The sequence below is a fragment of the Pseudohalioglobus lutimaris genome, from assembly GCF_002866825.1.
GTDB lineage: Bacteria > Pseudomonadota > Gammaproteobacteria > Pseudomonadales > Halieaceae > Halioglobus > Halioglobus lutimaris.
Genome location: NZ_PKUS01000007.1, coordinates 143,495 through 165,282, shown reverse-complemented (window position 1 = coordinate 165,282; position 21,788 = coordinate 143,495). Strand labels below are relative to the sequence as shown.

Genomic DNA, 21,788 nt, shown 5'->3' with positions numbered 1-21,788 from the left:
AACAACCTAACCTGACGGAACCCCGCTGTGAAACCGGAACTCGGTATCGGGCGACTCGACCAGCTCCCGCTCCCGCTCCAGCAACACGCTCAGCCGTGATTCAACTTCACCGGCAGAACTGGCCTCCTCCGCCAACTTCAGGTAGTCCCGAAAATGCCTGGACTCCGACTTCAGTAACGACAGGTAGAAGCGCTGCAGTTCGTCGTCCAGCTCGGGTGCGAGGGCCGCGAAACGCTCACAGGAGCGGGCTTCAATGATGGCACCGATCAGCAATGTGTCCACCAGTCGCGCGGGTTCCTGTGTACGCACCTCTTTGCGCAGGCTGCCGGCATAGCGCGCGGCGCCCAGCTGCGGGTAGTCCACACCACGCTGGTTCATGATGGCAATCACCTGCTCAAAATGACGCAACTCCTCGCGGGCCAGCCGGGAAAGCTTGTTGAGCAGCTCATGATGCTCGACATAGCGATACATCAGGTTCAGCGCGGTAGAGGCTGCTTTCTTTTCGCAGTTGGCATGATCAATAAGGAGTATGTCCTGATTTTGCAAGGCCCAGTCCACCCATGCCCGCGGGGTGGGACAGGCGAGGAACTCCAGTATCGGGGAAATGTCGACGGCTTTGCTCATTCAGGGTTTCCGCTAAACAGGTCGGGCATGGCTATATATCGATCGTAATGGGCCTGGGATAGCAACAGGAACTCGTTGTCTATCAGCTCGCGCAGGTCGGTAAGCGGCATTTCCCTGAAGGGCAGGTCCACTTCAAAACCGAAGTCCCCAGGATGCTCTATCTGGCCAGCACCGGCTTTCAATAAACTGAATAACCAGCAGTATTCATCATGATGCGCCACAAAACGCACATTCTGTGTCTGCAGCTGCCACTTCAATAACGCCGCATCAGTCACTCGCAGCTTGTTGCTGACACACTGGGAGAGAAACCCGGAGAGACGCCTGTCGACAATCCGCTTCTGCTCGGGCGTATAACTGTTCCAGTCGATCACCTCATGACTGAAACGCTTGCAACCGCGGCAGACACTGTCGCCAATGCCCGTTGAGCAGACGCCAATACACGGAGTTTTTACAGTATGATCGAGCATTTCCAAACGCCACCGCGGCCAGGGCGCGAGTTTAGAATATCACCCTGATGAATGCACGATATAGGGGGCAATTCATTTATCTTATTTTGCTCGTGAGCTATACTTTTGCCCGAATTTTTCTCTACAGGAGCCACCGGCGCTACCCTCTGCCGGAGGACTTCTTCACAGTCAAAGGAGCTCTACCGTGCTAGAAGCATATCGCGAACACGTGGCCGAACGCGCCGCACAGAATATTCCTCCCAAACCCCTGAGCGCAGAGCAGGTTGCCGACCTGGTAGAGCTGTTGAAGAACCCGCCTGCGGGCGAGGAAGACTACCTGTTGGACCTGATCACCACACGCGTCCCCCCCGGCGTGGATGAGGCCGCCTACGTCAAGGCCGGCTTCCTTTCTGCTATCGTCAAAGGCGAGGCTGAGAGCCCGCTGATCGATCGCCTGGCAGCGGTCAAACTGCTGGGCAATATGCACGGTGGTTACAACATCGAAACGCTGGTCGGTTTACTGACAGACGCGGATCTCGGCACACAGGCCGCCGAGGAACTCAAGCACACACTGCTGATGTTTGACGCCTTCCATGATGTGGCCGAGCTCGCCACCAACGGCAATGAGAATGCCAAGGGTGTCATGCAGTCCTGGGCGGATGGCGAATGGTTCACCAACCAGGACGCTGTACCCGAATCAATCAAGGTTTCCGTATTCAAGGTCACCGGCGAAACCAACACTGACGACCTCTCCCCCGCGCCCGATGCCTGGTCGCGTCCGGACATTCCACTGCACGCGCTGGCCATGTACAAGATGACCCGCGATGGCCTGGAGCCGGCAGAACACGGTGTCACCGGCCCAATGCAGCAGATACAGGACATTCAGGACAAGGGCCTCCCCGTTGCGTTCGTTGGCGACGTGGTCGGCACCGGCTCGTCGCGCAAGTCTGCCACCAACTCCGTGCTGTGGTTCTTCGGCGACGAAATCGACGGCGTGCCTAACAAGAAAGGCGGCGGCATCTGCATCGGCGGTAAAGTTGCCCCGATTTTCTACAACACCATGGAAGACGCCGGCGCGCTGGTATTCGAGGCACCGGTAGACAACCTGGGCATGGGCGACGTGATCGAGATCCGTCCCTACGACGGCAAGATTCTCTCTGAGTCTGGCGAGGTGATTTCTGAGTTTGAACTGAAGTCCGACGTACTGCTGGACGAGGTGCGCGCCGGTGGCCGCATCAACCTGATCATTGGCCGCGGTCTGACTACCCGTGCGCGCGAGGCTCTGGGCCTGGGCGCAACAGACCTGTTCCGCACGCCCGAGCAGCCTGTTGATACCGGCAAGGGCTTCACCCTGGCACAGAAGATGGTGGGCAAGGCCTGCGGTACGGACGGTATTCGCCCCGGTACATATTGTGAGCCGCTTATGACCACCGTGGGCTCACAGGACACTACCGGCCCGATGACCCGCGACGAACTGAAAGACCTGGCGTGCCTGGGCTTCTCTGCAGACCTGACCATGCAGTCTTTCTGTCACACCGCGGCCTACCCCAAGCCCGTGGACATTGACACGCAGCACTCATTGCCCGATTTCATCATGACCCGCGGTGGTGTTTCCCTGCGCCCCGGCGATGGCATCATCCACTCCTGGTTGAACCGCATGCTGCTGCCCGACACTGTAGGGACCGGCGGAGACTCCCACACCCGCTTCCCCATGGGTATTTCCTTCCCGGCCGGATCGGGCCTGGTGGCGTTTGCGGCCGCCACCGGTGTGATGCCGCTGGATATGCCAGAGTCGGTGCTGGTGCGCTTCAAGGGCGACATGCAGCCGGGCATTACACTGCGCGACCTGGTGCACGCCATTCCCTACTATGCGATCAAGCAAGGCCTGTTGACCGTGGAAAAGAAAGGCAAGAAAAACATCTTCTCCGGCAACATACTGGAAATCGAAGGCCTGAAGAACCTCACCGTAGAGCAGGCGTTTGAGCTCTCCGATGCATCGGCAGAACGCTCCGCGGCCGGCTGCACCATCGACCTCGACGAGGACACTGTCGCCGAGTACCTGCGCTCCAACATCGTACTGCTGCGCTCCATGATCGCTGAAGGCTATGGCGATTCGCGCACCCTGGAACGCCGCGCGCGCAAGATGGAAGAGTGGCTGGCCAATCCCAGCCTGATGAAGGCCGACGCGGACGCTGAATACGCCGCCGTCATTGAAATTGACCTCGCAGACGTGACCGAGCCAATCGTCTGCTGCCCCAACGACCCGGACGATGCCCGTCTGCTCTCCTCTGTAGCCGGCGACAAGGTTGACGAAGTCTTTATTGGCAGTTGCATGACCAACATCGGTCACTTCCGCGCGGCCGGCAAACTGCTGGAGCAACACAAGGGTGGTATTTCCACCCGCATGTGGATTGTGCCGCCCACGCGCATGGACGAGCACCTGCTGATGCAGGAGGGCTACTACAACATCTTCGGCGCAGCCGGAGCACGCACCGAAATGCCCGGCTGTTCGCTGTGCATGGGCAACCAGGCGCGAGTGGCCGCCAACTCCACGGTACTGTCCACCTCCACACGAAACTTCCCCAACCGACTCGGTGATGGTGCCAATGTCTATCTCACCAGTGCTGAGCTGGCCTCCGTAGGCGCCATCCTCGGCAAGCTACCCACGCCGGAGGAATATATGTCCTTCGCCAAGGACCTGGATGCGATGTCCGATGAAATCTACCGCTACATGAACTTCGACCAGATTGTGGAGTTCCAGAAGAGCGCAGAAGAAGGCGCGCGTATCGCTGCGGTGGAGATACAGGAGTTAAGCGCCTGATCAACGCTGACACTGCGCCATAAAAGAACCCGCCCAGGCGGGTTTTTTTATGCTCCGTTAAACGGGTGACGTGGCAATGATTCAGTCCTCACGTCCCTGCAGCCTTTTGATATCAGCGATAATGCCTTGCCACACCCCGGGCTCGGCAAAGTACGGTGCATAAATGCCGATTCGCGAGGCCATACCGCCGTACTTCTCCACCAGCTTCTGTGCAATTTCGTGAGGTTCGCCGATGACGGCAATCTGCTCAACCAGCTCCCGTGGAATCAACGCCTCCATTTCCTTTACGTTGTTTTCCTTGGACAGGCGATTCAGCCTGGGCTGCAGGTCACCGAAGCCCACGGCGTCCAGCGCAGGCAAGTAGGATGGTGTGGAACCGTAAAAAGCGATCAGGCTACGCACACCGTTATATGCGTTCTCAAGGTTCCGTTCACTGCTGCCGGTAATCACCATCGCTGAGAAGGACAGCAGGAAAGCCTCGGCCGGATCTGCGCGCAAAGCCTGCCCCTGGCGAACATTGGGCAGCACGCACTGGTCGATATAGGGCAAGGTATGAAACGGGTGAACAATCAGCCCGTCAGCCACCTCCCCAGCCATCTGGCACATCTTCGGGCCAAAGCCACCGGTGAGTATGGGCGGCAAACCATATTCACAGGGCCCGGGATTAAACATGGGCGTCATCAGGGTATGGCGGTAGTAATTGCCCTGGAAATTGAGCGGCTCGTTATGCTGGAAGCAGGCAAAGATCGCCTTGATCGCTAGAATCTGCTCGCGCATGCGCGCCGCTACCGGCGAGAATTCGGTACCGAAGCGCTTCTCGATATGCGGTTTAATCTGCGACCCCAGGCCCAGATAGAAATGCCCCTTGGAAAAGTTCTGCAGATCCAGCGCCTGGTAGGCAAGGTGTAGGGGATTGCGCGGAAATGAGACGGCAATGGACGTGGCGATATCAATCCCGGGGGCGTGTTCTGCCGCGATAACCAGCGGATAAAAGGGATCGTGCGCGCCCTCCAGCGTGTATAGGCCGTCGTATCCTATACCTGCAAGTTCGGCGGCGCCGGCGGCGGCCGTATCCAGTGTGGAATAAAATGGTCCATCAATCTTGAATGTCGTGCCCTGCGTCACTTCTCATGCTCCCCTTGGAAATTGATCTGCCAGTAGCCCACGTCCAGCCACTGCCCCTGTTTGAAGCCCACCTCTTCCAGGTGGGCGACCTTGCGCATACCCATCTTCTCGTGCAGGGCCACACTCGCCGCGTTGGGCAAAGTAATACCCGCGAGCGCAACATGAATATTGTTTTGCCGCAGGCTATCGAACAGCGCCTGATACAAGCGCCGGCCCCATCCTTCCCCTATATGCTCCGGCGCAATGTAAACGGTGACTTCGACGCTATGCCGGTAGGCACTTCGCTCGCGCCACCGGTTGGCGTAGGCATAACCAACTGTTTGCCCTCCCTCCTCTGCAACCAGCCAGGGCAGCCCCAGTCCATGCACCGTATGGATACGCTCGCCCATGTTTTCCCCATCGATTGTCTCTTCTTCGAATGTCGCAGGCGAATGCAGAATGTAATGATTGTATATCTCAAGAAGGACGGGGATATCGGAACTGCGCACGGTTCTGATCATCAGTTCAACTTCCTTACCGCTCTGGCAAGTTCATCGAGCTCGCGGTCGCTGTCATCCGTTCCGGCATAGGCCAGGCGCTGATAGCGCTGTGTAACATCGGCGATACTCCGGGCCATAAGCGGCAGTTGATGCTGTGCTCGCGAGGCAAATGCCGACGGCGATTCTCCTGCCTCACGCGTCACTCCCCGCTTCTCCAACTTGTCGCAGAAACGCAGGTAAAGCCGGTCAAGCTTGCTCAGCTTGTGCACTTTACGGCGCAGTAACAGCACCAGGCCCACGGGGATCAGTACCAACGCCCAGCTGCCGAGGATCACCACGGCAAACGTGCGGGCGCTGAACTCACCGAACCAACGTTGCAGAAGCTGCAACTGCGTATCGGCGTTGAAACCAACCACCCAGCTCTGCCAACGATAAGTCAGGGCGTCGTAGCGCAGGCGCAGCTTGTTGATAATGTCAATTCGACGATAGCGCAGCGGCGACAGTGGCGAATCAGCAAGAAAACTGCCCTCCCCGGCCAGTGCCTCTTCCAGGCCCAATTCGATACGCTCGGGAGAAACAGCGGCAGTCGGGTCCACACGTACCCAGCCCTGCCCCTGTATCCACACTTCCGCCCAAGCGTGGGCATCGAACTGGTGCACAATGACCGTGCGATTGACCGGATTGACCTCTCCTCCCTGATAGCCGGCGACAACACGTGCCGGCACACCGGCAGCACGCATCATAATGACAAATACAGAAGCATAATGCTCACAAAAGCCACGCCGTGTATCGAACAGGAATGCGTCCATGGGATCTTGCTGAGGCAACAGCGGCGGCTGCAAGGTGTACACGAAGGGCTGCTCACGGAACAGCGTCAGTACCGCGTCGACGATTTCCTGGCTGTCATGCGCATCTGCCGCGATGGATTGCGCTAACTGTCGTACTCGCGGATTAGCCTGAGGCGGCAGGGCCAACTCAGTGCGCCTACGCCAATCTGAAAGCCTCTCTTCCAGTTGCGCCGCGGGCCAGGACGTTACGCGGTAAAGCAGGTCATCCTCTATGATCACCGGACGGAACAATCGGTAATCCGCCGCATTAAGAATCCCCGCGTCCGTGCTGCGGGCATAGCGCAAACTGTATAGCCAGCGCTGCTGGGTAGGCGCCATGATCACCGAGTAGCGTAAGGGTACACCTGTGAACTGCGGCTCCTGGGGCCGCCTCTCGCGGGCAGGTACTTCGTAGTAATCCAGTGCGCTCCAGGTATTTTCACGCAGACGGCTCATTACCAGCCCACGCCAGTAGAGCGTTGACCGGGGAGGTATCGCACCATCGAACTCCACCCGAAACGCCACTTCGCTGGAGCGGCTGAGTTGTGAAACATCACCCGGCGTCATGAACTCACTCATACCCGTGGTCGCCTGCTGACTCTTTATGGGTACAGTCCACAGCGGGCCGATGCGCGGGAACAGAAAGAAAAGCACCAGCATCAGGGGCATTGCCTGCAGTACCATCAAAGACGCTTTGGTCAGCGGCCTGGTGCTGAAACTATCCACCCCGGGGCGGTGCAATGCCACCAGGGCCGTCGTCACCAAAACCACATTGACCACGCAGAGCAGGACTATCAGCAGGTCCTGACTGAACAGGAATTCGGTGAGTATGACGAAGTAGCCCAGGAACAGGAGTACGTAGGCATCCTTTCGTTCCTTCAACTCAAGCAGCTTGAAGGCAAACGCCGCGAGTAGCAGAGCCACCGTGGGCTCCAGGCCAATCAGGCTGCGATAACTGAACAGAATGCCGGCAAACGCGGCGAAGATCAGCCCCAGCTTGATCGGCCAGCGCGGAAACGACCAGCGCCCGCGGTAAACCATCACCCGCCAGATGGCGGAGAGAACGTAAACTGATAACACCCAGTGGGGAACGCGCTCGATGTGCGGTAACACCAGCGTAAACAGGCTGATGATTATCCACACCAGGGCATTGCGCGGAATCTGCTGCTCCACCTTCACGGCGAGGGCTCCCCTGTGCCGTGCAACGCCAAAGCACGCAGCACGCTCTCCCGGTGACGCTCACCGCAGTCGGGTGCGATAGTCACCCCCGGCAAACGCATGCCGTACTCATCACCCTGTGCATCAAACTGCAGCACCCAGTAGCACAGATGAGACAGGCGCTGCTCAGTACCCAGTCCGGTGAACATCTCCCAGTCCAGCCAAACGCTGCGATCAGCATAGGCCACGTACTGTTTTACCTGTACGTTTTGACCACGCGCCAGACCCTTCCAGTATATCTGCCTCAGCGAATCTCCCTGTCGATAGTCACGAAAGCCAAAGAAATCATCGCTACCCTCTATCAGCACTGCCGCGCCATCGGGCGTCTCTGCAGCCAGTCCCGGCAGTTCCGCTGATGCAAGTGGACGGGGATAGACCAGTGCATGCAGGTCGAGATCAATCCAGCTCCAGCAGCGCAGCAGTCCCAGGGGATAAGAGGACTCTATAAGCAGGCGTCCCGGGCTGTACCAACCCCGCTGCTGCCCCACCTGCAAATGCATCTGCAGGCGCAGTGAGTCACTATCCACCAGGCTGGCGGAGACCGGAGATCCGCCCGGCCATTGCAAGCGCAGGCCCACATGCTCCCCGCGGCGACTGCGCTCCAACTGCAATTCAAATTCGGAGCGCTGGCCGGGGAATGCCGGCCGCGCATGTACTGCCCGAATAGTCAGGCCAGAGAGATTGGCGTAGGTGTGCAGTATGGCGACGATAAACAAGGTAAACAGCAGAAACGTCAGGCCATAGCTCAAATTGTTCTGGAAGTTGATGGCCGCCAGCAGCATGACCAACATACACAGCGCGTAGAACAGGCCAGCCTTACTGGGGAAAATAAAGATGCGTCGCTGGTTAAGCGTGGTCACCCGTGACGGGGGAATCCGTCTATTGATCCAGGCGCGAAAGCGACGCCTGACCCGCAACCCTATAGTCGATGCCGTTGCCGATCCCGCCACCGTGTTCAATGCCAGAGACTCAGGGACGAATCACGTCTACGTTGCGTTGCAGCAGGGTCACCAGCGCTGCACCGTCGCCCGCGTAATCACCGCTGGGAACGAGTCGATGCCCCGCCACTGCTGGCAGCACCATTTGCAGGTCCTCGGGAACAATGTGGCCACGACTGTTCATAACCGCCCAGGTGCGCGCGCAGTCCAGCAGTGCCAGGCCCCCTCGCGGAGAAAGGCCAACCTCAAACTCGGGACTGTTCCGCGTATAGGCAACCAACCTCTGCAAATAGTCCACTAAGTTGTCGGAGGCATGAACCTGCATCACCGCCTCACGAATCCGCAGAAGCTGGTCCTGACTGATGATCTGCCGCAGTGGTTTGCGCTCGCCGCGATTACTGCGTTCTCGCAGGAACATTTCACGCTCGGCCTGCGGATGAGGGTAGCCCAACTCAAGGCGCATCAGAAAGCGATCGAGCTGTGACTCGGGCAGCGGATAGGTGCCGGACTGATGAACCGGGTTCTGGGTGGCAACCACAAAAAAGGGATCGGGCAGCGGTCGAGTTTCTCCCTCCACGGTGACCTGACCCTCCCCCATGGCTTCCAGCAGTGCGCTCTGGGTGCGCGGAGTGGTGCGATTGATCTCGTCAGCGAGCAGCAGTTGCGTAAACACAGGGCCGGGGTGAAAACTGAAGGTGGCATCATTGCGGTTGTACACCGACACACCCAGAATATCGGCTGGCAGCAGGTCACTGGTAAACTGAACACGATTCCAGGACAGGCCCAATACATCCGCCAGGGCATGAGACAGCGTGGTTTTACCCATACCGGGAAGATCTTCAATCAGCAGATGACCACGGGCAAACAGGCAGCAAAGGGCGAGACGTATTTGCGGTTCCTTACCCAGCAATACCGTACCCACCTCAGCCACGGCGGCGTCAATCGTTTCCTGTAACTGCATGCTGTTGCCCCGGTTTCTTACACTCAGCCCAGCGCAGCGAACCCTCGCTGCAGGTCGGCCTTGAGATCCTCTATGCTCTCCAGCCCCACGGAAACACGAATCAGGTTACGACCGATGCCCGCTAGTTCACGCTGCTCGTCACTGAGACGACCATGTGTGGTGGTGGCCGGATGCACGATTGTGGTCTTGGCATCACCCAGGTTGGCGGTGAGCGACATAATGCGGGTGGCGTCGATCACCTGCCAGGCCTCGGCCTGACCCCCTCTAACCTGAAACGAGAGAACACCGCCATAGGCTCGCTGCTGTCGCTTCGCCAGGTCATGCCCTGGATGGCTTTCCAATCCGGCATAGTAGACCTTCTCGACAGCGGGCTGCTGTACCAACCAGTTGGCCAGTTCCAGGGCTGCGGTGCTATGCGCGTCCATCCGCAGGCGCAGCGTCTCCAGGCCCTTGAGGAAAACCCAGGCGTTGAAGGCGCTCATGGTCGGCCCACAAGTGCGCAGGAAGGTCTCTACCTCGGCCATGTGTTGCTGACTTCCAACTACCGCGCCGCCCACGCAGCGCCCCTGCCCGTCGAGGTATTTGGTCGCCGAGTGGATAACAATATCCGCGCCCAGGGCCAGCGGCGTCTGCAGCGCCGGTGTGCAAAGGCAGTTGTCGACTACCAGCAGGCAGTTGCTGGCACGTGCCAGAGCTGAAAGCGAAGCCAGGTCGGCGACCTCGGAAAGCGGGTTACTGGGCGTCTCCAGAAACAGCATAACGGTTTGCGGTGTGATCGCGCGCTCCCAGGCTTCCAGGTCCAGCAGCGGTACAAAGGTGACGTCCACACCAAACTTCGCCATGTACCGGGCAAAAAGGTTGGTGGTAGTGCCAAAGACATCCCGGGAGCAGACCACGTGGTCGCCCGCTTTCAGCAGGGCCATGGCTGTAGACAGGATCGCAGCCATACCCGAGGCCGTTCCCACTGCCGCCTCGCCCCCTTCAAGGGCGGCCATACGTTGCTCGAACGTTCGCACAGTGGGGTTGGTATACCGTGAGTAAACATTACCCTGTGACTCTCCGCCAAATCGGGCGGCGGCCTCGGCTGCCGAGTCGAACACGTAACTGGAGGTCGCAAAAATGGGCTCGGAGTGTTCGCCCTCTGCCGTACGTGCGATACCGGCACGCACCGCAAGTGTATCCAGGCCTGCACCCTGCAGGGGATCGTCGTTATTATCGTTCATCTGTGCTCAGGCATTATTGTGGATTCCCACAACGGCGCCCTCCTCCTGTTGCGCTGCGCGCTTCATGCTCTGCGCTTCGTCGTTGCGCTGATTTTCAATATGATCCAGGTACTGCTGGTCGACATCACCGGTGATGTACTCGCCGCTGAAAACCGAGCAGTCAAAGCCTTCGATGTCGTCATTGCCGTCAGCGGAACAGCGGATGAGGTCATCCAGGTCCTGGTAAACCAGCCAGTCGGCGCCGATTTTCTTGCACACCTCGTCGACGGTACGACCGTGAGCTATCAACTCCGAGGCTGAGGGCATGTCGATTCCATAGACGTTGGGAAAGCGCACCGGCGGCGCAGCTGAGGCAAAATAAACGTTGCGGGCGCCGGCGTCGCGAGCCATCTGGATAATCTGCCGGCAAGTTGTACCGCGTACGATGGAGTCGTCCACCAGCATCACATCCTTGCCTTCAAATTCCAGGGGCACGGGATTCAGTTTCTGGCGCACCGACTTCTTGCGCTCACTCTGGCCGGGCATAATAAACGTGCGGCCTATGTAGCGATTCTTCATGAAGCCTTCGCGAAACTTGATATCCAGCTCATACGCCATGGACTGAGCGGCAATGCGACTTGTATCCGGGATGGGTATCACGACGTCAATATTCAGGTCAGGACGTTCGCGGCGGATCTTGTTGGCCAGTGTGGCGCCCTGGCGCATCCGCGTCTTGTACACCGAGATACTGTCCATAAGCGAATCGGGACGGGCGAAATATACATGCTCGAAGATGCACGGCCGCAACATCGGCGCTTCCGCGCACTGGCGGCGATGCAATTTACCCTGCATATCGATGAAAACGGCTTCACCGGGAGCCACGTCGCCGAGCATGCTGAAGCCCAGTACGTCCAGGGCAACACTCTCTGAGGCAATCATGTAGTCCTTCTTGCCGCCAGGTCCTACTCGCTCGCCCACAACCAGAGGACGTATGCCCATAGGGTCGCGAAAACCCACCACACCGTAATTGACGATCAGGCCAACGGCGGCATAGCCGCCGCTGCAGCGCCGATGGACGGCCTCTACCGCCTTGAAAATATCATCTGCCACAGGGGACAGCTTGCCCTGTATCTGCAGCTCGTGGGCGAAGATGTTCAGCAACACTTCTGAATCGGAGTCGGTATTGAGATGACGCAGGTCGTCCTGAAACAGCTCGCGACCAAGTTGCTCTGCGTTGGTCAGGTTGCCGTTGTGCGCCAGCGCAATGCCATAGGGAGAATTCACATAGAACGGCTGCGCCAGAGCCGGGCCGGAGCTGCCCGCAGTAGGGTAGCGGACATGGCCGATACCAATGCTGCCCTCCAGGCGCTGCATGTGCTGTTGACGAAACACATCACGCACCAGACCCTCGCTCTTGCGCAGGCTGAAACGACCGCCCTCGCAGGTCATAATCCCTGCCGCGTCCTGACCGCGATGCTGTAACACCGTCAGTGCGTCGTATATATCCGGGGCCACATTGTTGCTTGCCACCATTCCCACCAGGCCACACATCCTGCTTCACCTCTTCTCTCAGGTTGAGATACCGCCTCCAGGGACGGTGTTGGAAAATACGGTCTGGACCCAATCGGCCAACATATTCAGGTGGGGCATCAATACCGACTGATACATCCACTGTTGATCCTCAGGTGGGACCAGTTGCCTGATTACATATGCTGCCACCAGAATAATAATCACACCGCGGGCAAAGCCGAAAATCGTACCCAGCAGCCTGTCCAGTACGCTAAGTCCCGCGGCACGCACCAGTCCCGAAGCCACTTTTACGACCAGCGTAAACACTACCAGTGTGGAGACGAACAACAGCGCGTAAGCCGCAATATAGCGCCCCGTTACATTGGCAATGACACCCGCGAGCTCTATCGCCAGTCGATCGACAAAAACGTGGGCCACCACAAAGGCCGCCACCCAACCCAACAAGGACAGTGCTTCGCGCACAAACCCGCGCCACAGGCTCAGCAGAACCGACACGCTGATTACCACGATGATTATCCAGTCGACGGCATTGAATTGGGAAAGGTCGATCAAGCGTATTCTCCCGCACGGGGAATTCTAACAGAGCGGGGCCCGTGCAGAGAAATTACACCCAGGCTCATCAGGGATAGTACCGGGTAATCATCGACGTCACGCCGAATCGCGCATCGATATCGCCACGAATTTTCTCCAGCCTGGCTTTTTCAACCTTCGGCCCGATATACACGCGGTAGAGCGTGCGCCCTCCGCTGTTCACCTTTTGCACGTATGCTTTATGCCCCATGGCCAACAGTTCCTTGCGCAACTGGTCCGACTTGTCGGCACTGCTGACGCTGGCCACACGCAAAATCCACGTTACCGGGATACCGTCTGCATCCAGCGCTGGTTTAACGGGCGGTTCACTTCGCGTCTTCTTTGCCGGCGCCGGTTTTACCGGAGGAGGCGACGCCGCCACAGGCTGCTCTTCAGCAACGGCGGGGGCAGCAGCAGGTGTGGGCTGTGCGGGCGCGATCTGCTCGCTGACCTCAGGTTCAGTCTCTTTTTTGAATTCACGCGAGGGGCGCAGGCCCGCTATGTCCGGTGGCTCTATCGGTGTCGACACGACTTCCGGGCGTGGCGGGATCCGGGCCTCGCCGGCCGCGCCCTGTTCACCCGGTTCCACAAATATAATGGGCCAGAAAACTACCCCCAGCGCTACCAGGATAAGCGCCCCCACGAGGCGTTGTTTTAAAACATCATTCATCGGTCCCGGTTTTCCTTCGGTCCTTTTCCAGTTGCGGTAGAACGGCAGCGACAGTAAAAAAGGAGCCAAATATCACCAGCAAATCGTCTTCGCCGGTCACGCTCTGCGCCCGGCGAAACGCCTGCCGCAGGTTCTTGCTCACACTGACCATGTTACACCCCTGCTCATGCAGGAGCTCGGCGATTTCGCCGGCGCCCATGGCACGGGGATTCCCCGGCTGCTCGCCCAGAAACCAGGCATCAAAGCGATCGCCACATTGCGCCAGCATCTCCGCAACCGGCTTGTCTTTCATTGCGGAAAATAAAGCAATAATCTTTCCTTTACAAGGAGTTGCGTCAATAAACTCCAGCAGCTTATTAATTGCCGCCGGGTTGTGAGCGACGTCCAGCAGGTAGTGCTTCCCGGCCATCTCCAGGCGCTGGCAACGCCCCGGGTGATATGCCCCGGCCAGCGCGTTCTCCAACTCCAGGTCACCGAACTGTACACCGAGAAGCAACGCGGCCTGTGCAGCGGCGCAAATATTCCCCGGTAACAGCGCATCCCGCTGCTTTGTCGGCAAAACCCTGGACTCCGCGGCGCTAGTCCATAAGCGCCCCTGCCAGCCACCCTCTACTATCTCGTAACCAAAATCGCTCCCCAGGCACAACACAGGCAGCGCGCCCACGCGCCCGGCATACTGCAACAGCGACTGCGGCGGATTCGGCTCGGCGATTACCACGGGTCGGGCCTCGCGCATGATTCCCGCCTTCTCCCCGGCGATGTCCTCACGCGTGTCGCCCAGCCAATCCCGATGATCCAGATCGATACTGGTAATCACCGCCACATCGGCGTCGACAATGTTGGCAGCGTCCAGCCGCCCTCCCAGCCCCACCTCAAGCACCACAAAATCTACTTCTCGTGCACGAAATATCCACAGGGCCGCCAAACAGGCGAACTCGAAGTAGGTCAGCGACGTATCACCACGAGCCTGCTCAATTGCGCTGAAAGCGGCAACGATCTCCTCATCATGAGCTTCTTCAAGATCGACACGAATACGTTCGTTGAAGCGCAGGAAATGTGGCGAGGTAAAAGCACCGACACTGCGACCGCATTCCGCCAGCAGTGATTCCAGCACGCCTACCGTGGAGCCTTTACCGTTTGTACCGGCGATGGTCACCACGGGGACCGCCACCGGCAGCAGACCCAGGGTTTGCGCTACCTGGGTGACACGCTCAAGCCCGAGATCCATCTCCCGGGGGTGCAGTGTCTCTAGATGCTGTAGCCACTGGGCAAGCGGTTGATTAATCATCCCCTTCCGTTTTTAGGGGAATCTCCACTTCGTCACTGACCTCAGGCTCTATGCTGTCCCCCGCAGGCTCCTCGTTCAACTCCTCGGTCGGCTGCAGTTCGAGGTGGCCCAGCTTGGCCAGCAACCGGGCCAGCGTGTCACGCATTTCGGTCCGGTGCACAATCATGTCGATTGCGCCATGTTCCAACAGGAATTCACTGCGCTGAAAGCCTTTGGGAAGCTTCTGGCGAATGGTTTGCTCAATGATATTGGGACCGGCGAAACCCGCCCTCGCATCTGGCTCGGCCACATTTATATCGCCCAGTAACGCCAGCGACGCGGAAACGCCACCGTAAATGGGATCGGTCATAACCGAGATATAAGGGACGGCTGCCTGTTTCATACGCTCGAGTACGGCACTGGTCTTGGCCATCTGCATCAGGGAAATCAGGGCCTCCTGCATACGCGCGCCACCCGAGGCAGCAAAGCACACCAGCGGGATGTTTTCTTCCAGCGCGAGCTGCGCGGCACGAGTGAATTTTTCCCCTACCGCGTATCCCATGGAACCGCCATGGAAATCAAACTCAAAGGCCACGGTAACCAACGGCATACCCCTGAGCGTACCGCGCATGGCGACCAGGGCATCTTTTTCACCGGTCGATTTTTGCGCCGCGGTAAGACGATCCCGGTAGCGTTTCTTGTCCTTGAATTTGAGCCGATCAACGGGCTCTATATCAACAAGGATCTCCTCACGGCCCTCCTTGTCGAGAAAGGTATCGAGTCGCCGCCGGGCGCCGATACGCATATGGTGATCGCACTTGGGACAAACATCGTCGTTGCGCTCAAGGTCAGGGCGATAGAGTACAGCCTCGCACTTGACGCACTTCTTCCACAAACCCTCAGGCACATTGGAGCGCTTGTCGCCTTCTCCCTTGCTCACGCCAGAAGGTAGAATCTTGTCTATCCAGCTCATGTAGTTCCCCCACCGATGGAGGCATCATTATAAACGCCAGCCGGCCTGACTAGGAAGCGGTGCTGTCCACTCCGCTGCGGATTTCCTTCAGAAGTTCAACGGCGGCCTGCTGAGCCGCCTGGTGGTCGCCTCCGGCCTCCAATTTATCGGCCATGGCGCGAATCAGGGCGCTACCGACGACAATCCCGTCCGCAATGCCGGCAACCGATGCTGCCGACTGCGCATCCTTGATGCCAAAGCCCACCGCGACCGGCAGGTCTGAGCGGTCGCGAATACGTGCCACATGGGCTGCAACGTCGTCGACATCGAGGTGGCCCGCGCCGGTCACACCCTTGAGCGAAACATAGTAAATAAACCCGCTGGCCTGATCGACGATACGGCCGATGCGCGCATCCGGTGTAGTGGGCGCGACCAGAAAAATATTGTCCAGCCCCACCCGGCGCAATTCAGCATTGATGCCCGTCACTTCCTCGGGGGGGATATCCACCGTCAGCAACGCATCCAGGCCGGCTTCCGCGGCGGCGTCAGCAAAAGCAGCATGCCCCATATGCTCCACGGGATTGGCATAGCCCATTAACAGTACAGGCGTCGTCGTATCCGACTCACGGAACTGGCGCACTGCGGCCAGCGCATCACGCAAACTGGTACCGCTGGCGAGTGCCCGCTCATGGGCCAGCTGAATGACGGGGCCCTCCGACATGGGATCAGAAAAAGGCACCCCCAGTTCGATGATGTCCGCTCCGTTTGCGACCAGGGCATGCATCAACGGCACGGTAACCTCCGGCGCCGGGTCACCCACCACGATATAGGGGATCAGCGCTTTACGCCCCTGTGCAGCCAGTTCCTGAAAACGCCCCGCTATACGACTCAATTGCCTACTCCCCTAAAAATCAATGCCGTCGATCTGCGCAACGGTGTGAATATCCTTGTCCCCACGCCCGGAGAGATTGACGACTATGCTTTGTTCCGGCGTCATGCTCGCCGCCAGCTTCTCTGCGTAAGCTAATGCATGACTGGATTCCAGCGCGGGCATAATGCCCTCCACCCGCGTCAGCGTATGAAAAGCGGCCAGCGCCTCGTCATCATTGGCGACGACATAATTCACCCGACCGATATCGTGCAACCAACTGTGCTCGGGGCCCACTCCCGGGTAGTCCAGGCCGGCCGAAACCGAGTGCGTGTGCATAATCTGCCCATTGGCGTCCTGCATCAGGTAAGTGCGGTTGCCATGCAATACACCTGGCGTACCAGCGGTCAAAGGCGCCGCATGCTGATTAGTGGACACGCCGTGGCCACCGGCCTCGACGCCGTACATGGCGACGGACTCATCCTCCAGGAACGGGTGGAACAACCCTATGGCATTGGAGCCACCCCCTACACAGGCCACCAGTGCATCGGGTAGTTTGCCCAGATAATCCAGTGACTGCGCGCGGGCCTCCCTGCCAATCACACACTGGAAGTCCCTGACCAGCATAGGATAGGGGTGGGGGCCGGCAACGGTGCCAATAATGTAGAACGTCTCATCCACATGGGTCACCCAGTCACGCATGGCTTCATTCATGGCGTCTTTCAACGTTCGAGAGCCGGACTTTACCGAGATCACATCAGCGCCAAGCAGCTTCATGCGATACACGTTCAGCGCCTGACGACGCACGTCTTCTTCACCCATGAAAACCTGGCACTCCAGGCCGAGGCGGGCTGCGATTGTCGCAGTGGCAACGCCGTGCTGCCCGGCACCGGTCTCCGCAATAACCCGTTTTTTACCCATGTGCTTGGCCAGCAGGGCCTGACCAACGGTGTTGTTAACCTTGTGGGCACCCGTGTGGTTGAGGTCCTCGCGCTTGAGCAAAATGCGCGCACCGCCCACGCGCTCGCTCCAGCGCCGGGCCTCATACAGAGGAGAGGGACGACCTACGTAGCGCGCCAGGTCCTCGTCCAGTTCACGCTGGAAGCTTTCATCATCTTTGAGCCGATTGTAAAGACTCTCGAGGTCATCCAATGCGGACATCAGGGTCTCGGCAACGAATTTTCCGCCGTAGACGCCAAAACGCCCCTGCGCATCCGGTACCGCTGAAAAATCCGTCTTTTTCACTTCACTGTTCATCTACTCTTCCGCTCGCTGCTGATCCGCGACGCGCACCGCCGCGATAAACTGTTCGATTTTCCCAGCGTCCTTTATGCCGGGGCTGACTTCAACACCGCCGCTGACATCTACTGCCCAGGGGCCAAGGGTCTTGATTGCCGAGCCCACGTTACTGCTATTGAGGCCACCGGCCAACACCACCGGCAGGCTGGTCCTGCCCTCGGCGCGCGACCATTCGAAGGTCTTGCCGGTACCGCCAGGCACGCCCTCTTGCCAGGCATCCAGCAGTACACCGCTGGCCGCGTCATAGGCACCGCAAGCGGCTGCGACATCCAGGTCGTCCTTGATCCTTATCGCCTTGATCCATGGCCTGTGGAACTGACCGCAAAAAGCGGCATCTTCGTTGCCATGGAACTGGATAAGGCCCACCGGGACGGACTCCAGTACCCGCGCTATCTCCTGCGCTGTCGCATCCACAAACAACGCCACAAGGGTCACCAGGGGAGGCACCACGGAGGCAACCTCTCGCGCCTGTTCAATGCTGACCGCGCGCGGACTGGGAGGGTAAAACACCAGGCCGATAGCGTCTGCGCCACTGTGAACGGCACAGAGCGCGTCCTCAGGTCTGGTAATGCCACAGATTTTAATACGCGTACGCGTCACTTTCAGACCTGATCACAGCGAAAAAACACGGCGCGAAGCATAGCAGAAGCACCAGCGGCTGTCTTTACAGTCAGTGTCTCCGGGCACGTAAAAACAAAGGGCCATAGGGTGTGGGCGGCAGCCGATAGTCACCAGGGTAAGCCACGTCTGCCAGATAGAGACCATGCGGTGGCGCGGTGTCAGCGGCGAGTGTCCTGTCGCGCCCCCGCAATACCGCGGCAGTCCAGCCAGCTGGCTGGCGCCCGGCACCAACAGCGATCAGGGAACCGACAATATTGCGAACCATGTGGTGAAGGAAGGCATTGGCCTGGATATCAACCACCACCAGTTCACCCTGCCGAAATACCTCTACCGCATACACGTTGCGCATCGGGGTGGAGGACTGACAGGATGCGGCGCGAAATGCAGAGAAGTCCTGTTCACCTGGCAAGCACTGGGCCTCGGCGTGCATCAGCTCAGCATCCAGGGGAAAACGGTGCCAGGTTAACTGCTTGCAGAACAAGGGGGGACGCACCGGAGTGTTGGCAATCAGGTAGCGATAGCGACGAGACAGGGCGCTGAAACGGGCGTGGAAAGTGTCCGGCACCGGCACAGCCCAGTGCACGCGCACATCCTCGGGCAGGCTGGCGTTTGTACCCACAACCCAGGCTTTGGGCGAGCGGGCTGCCGGCGCATCGAAATGAATTATCTGGCAGTGCCCATGCACGCCCGTATCGGTGCGCCCGGCGCAGTGCACGCGGAGGGAGCAATCGGCCACGCTACCGAGCGCGGATTCCAATTCCTGCTGCACGGTGCGGGAGCCGGGATGGGGTTGTATCTGCCAGCCGTTATAGCCGGAGCCGTTGTATTCAATTCTACAGGCGATACGGCCGCCCGCAGGGAGCGGGTCGGCACTCAGGCGGGGAAATGAATCAGCCAATGCGATCCAGTAATGCTCCAGCTTCTGCTTTCTGTTCTTCGGAGCCCTCGGCAACAACTTCCTCGAGGATCTGCCGGGCACCGTTCTCGTCACCCATATCCATGTAGGCGCGCGCCAGATCAAGCTTGGTCGACATGCCATTGGCCTCAGCCGCAATCACCAGGTCCTCTTCCTCGCCGTCGTCGCCAAGCGCGTCGTCGGCAAAATCGGCTGACAGATCCAGGTCATCATCAAGCATTTCGTCGTCGTCGGCGCCTTCAATTTCCAGCCCGGCAAAGTCGGACTCTTCGAGATTCTCGATTTCCGCACCCAGGCCGGCGGGGGGCTTGTCAAAGGCCCCACCGTCCCCCAGCAACTCTCTACCCCGGGCGATACTGCCTGCATCACCAATCGCTTCGAGTTCGCGCAGCTGCTCCTCTGCTGCAGACGTCTCGCCCATCTGCAGTTCAGTTTCCAGCAATTTGAGTCGGTATGCGGCATTGCGGGGCTCGCTGGTCAGCGCGCTCTGCAGCAGGTCCTTGGCTTGCGGGTAACGCCCATAGGCGATATAGATATCAGCTTCCGCCAGCGCGTCGCTGGCATCGGTATCCGATGCATACTCGTCGTGCTTGTGCTCTCCATAACCCCGGCTATCCATATCGGAGGCCGGTTCTTCCCGTTCCTCCGCAGGGCCACTTTCCAACTCTTCAGCAACATCTTCCCGACCCAGGTCTTCCGGAACCAGTTCTACCTGCTCCTCCTTGAGCTGCACATCGGCGAAAGCGTCCTCAACAATGGACTGCTCTTCTTCGTTATCTTCGTTGCGTCGACGCACAAAGAAAAACGCAAGCAGTGCCAGTACCAGCGCGCCCACAGCGTAGAGCACTTTGCTCATCATGCCGCCTTCTTCAGCCGGCTCTTGCGCAGGCTGGGCCGCGGCCGGCGCGGTGGCGGCTGGCGCAGTTTCAACTGTATCCTGTTCTATCGCAGCAGAACCGTCTGCAACTGCCTGTTCGGTATCTTCTTCGCCGGCCGTGCTATCTGCATCTGCGACATCGTACTCATCATCACCGGCACCTACAGCGTCATCGGTGTCCGGATCCTGGTACGCACTCTCTGTGTCGAGCATTGCATCCATGTCCGCCGGCGTGGCACCCTGGTCGCCTGCAGCATCGCTTATTGATTCAACAGACCCACCCTGCTCTGCCAGCGCGTTTTGCAACGCGGCGATCTGGTCGTCTTTCAGGTTGACGATACGCTGCAGGGTCTCGACCTGCTGCTGTACCGAGGCCAGCTCTTCTGCGATCTCTGCCTGCTCGAGGCTGGCACGATCGGCTTCAGCCGCTGTCCCGCCCGCTGCATAATCACCGGCCTCTGCACCCGTATCGCTGCCGTCTTCAGCCGGGTCGGCAGAGATGCGCAGTTTTGGCCCCCTGGATACAGGCGCACTGGCACGACCGGCCTGCCAGTCTTCATTCTGTTGCTTTACCTCTGCCAGGGCCGCGGCCATATCCCGGGAGCTGATATCGTCTTCGGTGGGAAGGTAGATAATATATCCGGCCTTGATACGGTTGATATTACCGTCGATAAAGGCATCGGGGTTCATGCGCTGGATATCCAGCATGGTCTGGTGCACGGAAGTGCCCGCGGGCTTCGCCGACGCGGCAATCGCCCACAGGGTATCGTCCCGGTGAATCATGTACCGGCTGCCTGAACGCGGCGCGGTCGATGTCTCGGCATTGAAATCCCGCTGCGGCATGGCCCCCGGGGCGAGATCCGACTTGAGCATATCAACCCGGGTGCCACTGCTCGCAGCCGGGTCAGTCGACTTTTTTCCGCCTGCATCTGGCAGCGGAGTCCCCTCCACTTCGGCAACACGCTGTGTCGCCGAAACCACCGGAGTACTGGTATCGAACAGCGGTGGATCAACCAATACGGTGTATTCACGCAACAGCCGACCGGAGGGCCAACGTGCTTCTACGATGAAATCCAGATAAGGCTCGAGGACAGGGTCTTCGGAGGTGATACTGATCGAGCCTTTACCGCCGGCATCAACGCTCACTTCGAAGGTAATACTGGTCAGGAAGTAGGCGCGCTCGACGCCCATGCGCTCAAAATCTTCTCGGGTGGCCAGGCGGATTCGAATCTCGTCGGAGTGCAAACTCTCGGTGTTGAGCAGATCAACCTTCGCTTTCAGCGGCTCGTTGAGAAACGAGTCCAGTTTGATTTCACCCAGACCCAGCGCGAAACTTGAACTCGCGTGAATACACCCCAGAGAGAAAACAGCAGCAGCAAACTTACGAGCCATACTCCGACGCCTTATTATATTAACCACATAAAACCAGGCCGGCCTCCCCTGGCGCGACCCCCCTAACTGGTTACCCGATATGGTGCGCCTAAACGCTCTACCCTGAAAGCACTTTCTTTACTTTTCTCGACTAAACGACATGCTTCCGTGCACTGGCAACTAGCCCTTTTCTACTAAAAGTATCA

General features: G+C 58.8%; 19 protein-coding genes. 1 reads left to right on the top strand and 18 read right to left on the bottom strand.

Annotated features, from left to right (window positions below):
- Positions 1–6: 6 nt before the first annotated feature.
- Positions 7–624 (bottom strand): MiaE family protein, encoded by a 618-nt coding sequence (locus C0039_RS07875; RefSeq protein ID WP_101517765.1) that lies wholly within the window; start codon positions 622–624, stop codon positions 7–9.
- Positions 621–1,091 (bottom strand): DUF1289 domain-containing protein, encoded by a 471-nt coding sequence (locus C0039_RS07870; RefSeq protein ID WP_076000990.1) that lies wholly within the window; start codon positions 1,089–1,091, stop codon positions 621–623. The genes C0039_RS07875 and C0039_RS07870 overlap by 4 nt, the downstream gene beginning before the upstream one ends.
- Before the next feature lie 184 nt (positions 1,092–1,275).
- On the opposite strand from C0039_RS07870, the gene acnB reads away from it, so the two are divergent.
- The gene (gene acnB, locus C0039_RS07865; RefSeq protein ID WP_101517764.1) at positions 1,276–3,891 is read left to right on the top strand and encodes a bifunctional aconitate hydratase 2/2-methylisocitrate dehydratase; all 2,616 of its coding nucleotides are present in this window, start codon (positions 1,276–1,278) and stop codon (positions 3,889–3,891) included.
- Between the two features lie 81 nt (positions 3,892–3,972).
- Here acnB and C0039_RS07860 read toward each other — a convergent pair whose 3' ends face one another.
- The 16 genes from C0039_RS07860 to C0039_RS07785 all read right to left on the bottom strand — a co-directional run bounded on the left by C0039_RS07860 (position 3,973) and on the right by C0039_RS07785 (position 21,603).
- The gene (locus tag C0039_RS07860; RefSeq protein ID WP_084179774.1) at positions 3,973–5,016 is read right to left on the bottom strand and encodes a TIGR03617 family F420-dependent LLM class oxidoreductase; all 1,044 of its coding nucleotides are present in this window, start codon (positions 5,014–5,016) and stop codon (positions 3,973–3,975) included.
- The gene (locus tag C0039_RS07855; RefSeq protein WP_076000989.1) at positions 5,013–5,516 is read right to left on the bottom strand and encodes a GNAT family N-acetyltransferase; all 504 of its coding nucleotides are present in this window, start codon (positions 5,514–5,516) and stop codon (positions 5,013–5,015) included. The genes C0039_RS07860 and C0039_RS07855 overlap by 4 nt, the downstream gene beginning before the upstream one ends.
- On the bottom strand, positions 5,516–7,501 hold the full coding sequence (locus C0039_RS07850; protein WP_101517763.1) for a transglutaminase TgpA family protein: 1,986 nt from the start codon (positions 7,499–7,501) through the stop codon (positions 5,516–5,518). The genes C0039_RS07855 and C0039_RS07850 overlap by 1 nt, the downstream gene beginning before the upstream one ends.
- Positions 7,498–8,490: a DUF58 domain-containing protein gene (locus C0039_RS07845; protein ID WP_243391580.1), complete on the bottom strand. Its 993-nt coding sequence runs from the start codon at positions 8,488–8,490 to the stop codon at positions 7,498–7,500. The genes C0039_RS07850 and C0039_RS07845 overlap by 4 nt, the downstream gene beginning before the upstream one ends.
- A gap of 19 nt (positions 8,491–8,509) precedes the next feature.
- Positions 8,510–9,439 (bottom strand): AAA family ATPase, encoded by a 930-nt coding sequence (locus C0039_RS07840; RefSeq protein WP_076000987.1) that lies wholly within the window; start codon positions 9,437–9,439, stop codon positions 8,510–8,512.
- A gap of 23 nt (positions 9,440–9,462) precedes the next feature.
- On the bottom strand, positions 9,463–10,662 hold the full coding sequence (locus tag C0039_RS07835; protein ID WP_101517762.1) for an O-succinylhomoserine sulfhydrylase: 1,200 nt from the start codon (positions 10,660–10,662) through the stop codon (positions 9,463–9,465).
- A 6-nt stretch (positions 10,663–10,668) separates the two neighbouring features.
- The gene (purF, locus tag C0039_RS07830; RefSeq protein WP_076000985.1) at positions 10,669–12,192 is read right to left on the bottom strand and encodes an amidophosphoribosyltransferase; all 1,524 of its coding nucleotides are present in this window, start codon (positions 12,190–12,192) and stop codon (positions 10,669–10,671) included.
- A gap of 18 nt (positions 12,193–12,210) precedes the next feature.
- Positions 12,211–12,723, bottom strand: coding sequence for a CvpA family protein (locus tag C0039_RS07825; protein WP_076000984.1), 513 nt, complete (start codon positions 12,721–12,723; stop codon positions 12,211–12,213).
- A 67-nt stretch (positions 12,724–12,790) separates the two neighbouring features.
- Positions 12,791–13,411: an SPOR domain-containing protein gene (locus C0039_RS07820; RefSeq protein WP_076000983.1), complete on the bottom strand. Its 621-nt coding sequence runs from the start codon at positions 13,409–13,411 to the stop codon at positions 12,791–12,793.
- On the bottom strand, positions 13,404–14,699 hold the full coding sequence (folC, locus tag C0039_RS07815) for a bifunctional tetrahydrofolate synthase/dihydrofolate synthase (protein WP_101517761.1): 1,296 nt from the start codon (positions 14,697–14,699) through the stop codon (positions 13,404–13,406). The genes C0039_RS07820 and folC overlap by 8 nt, the downstream gene beginning before the upstream one ends.
- Positions 14,692–15,651, bottom strand: coding sequence for an acetyl-CoA carboxylase, carboxyltransferase subunit beta (accD, locus tag C0039_RS07810; RefSeq protein WP_084179770.1), 960 nt, complete (start codon positions 15,649–15,651; stop codon positions 14,692–14,694). Before accD ends, folC begins: the two co-directional genes overlap by 8 nt.
- Positions 15,652–15,700: 49 nt before the next feature.
- On the bottom strand, positions 15,701–16,522 hold the full coding sequence (gene trpA / locus C0039_RS07805) for a tryptophan synthase subunit alpha (RefSeq protein ID WP_101517760.1): 822 nt from the start codon (positions 16,520–16,522) through the stop codon (positions 15,701–15,703).
- A gap of 12 nt (positions 16,523–16,534) precedes the next feature.
- Positions 16,535–17,755, bottom strand: a complete 1,221-nt coding sequence (gene trpB, locus C0039_RS07800; protein WP_076000982.1) for a tryptophan synthase subunit beta — start codon at positions 17,753–17,755, stop codon at positions 16,535–16,537.
- On the bottom strand, positions 17,756–18,397 hold the full coding sequence (locus C0039_RS07795) for a phosphoribosylanthranilate isomerase (protein ID WP_101517759.1): 642 nt from the start codon (positions 18,395–18,397) through the stop codon (positions 17,756–17,758).
- A gap of 70 nt (positions 18,398–18,467) precedes the next feature.
- Positions 18,468–19,316, bottom strand: a complete 849-nt coding sequence (gene truA, locus C0039_RS07790) for a tRNA pseudouridine(38-40) synthase TruA (protein ID WP_243391578.1) — start codon at positions 19,314–19,316, stop codon at positions 18,468–18,470.
- The gene (locus tag C0039_RS07785) at positions 19,309–21,603 is read right to left on the bottom strand and encodes a FimV/HubP family polar landmark protein (protein ID WP_101517758.1); all 2,295 of its coding nucleotides are present in this window, start codon (positions 21,601–21,603) and stop codon (positions 19,309–19,311) included. Before C0039_RS07785 ends, truA begins: the two co-directional genes overlap by 8 nt.
- Positions 21,604–21,788 lie beyond the last annotated feature (185 nt).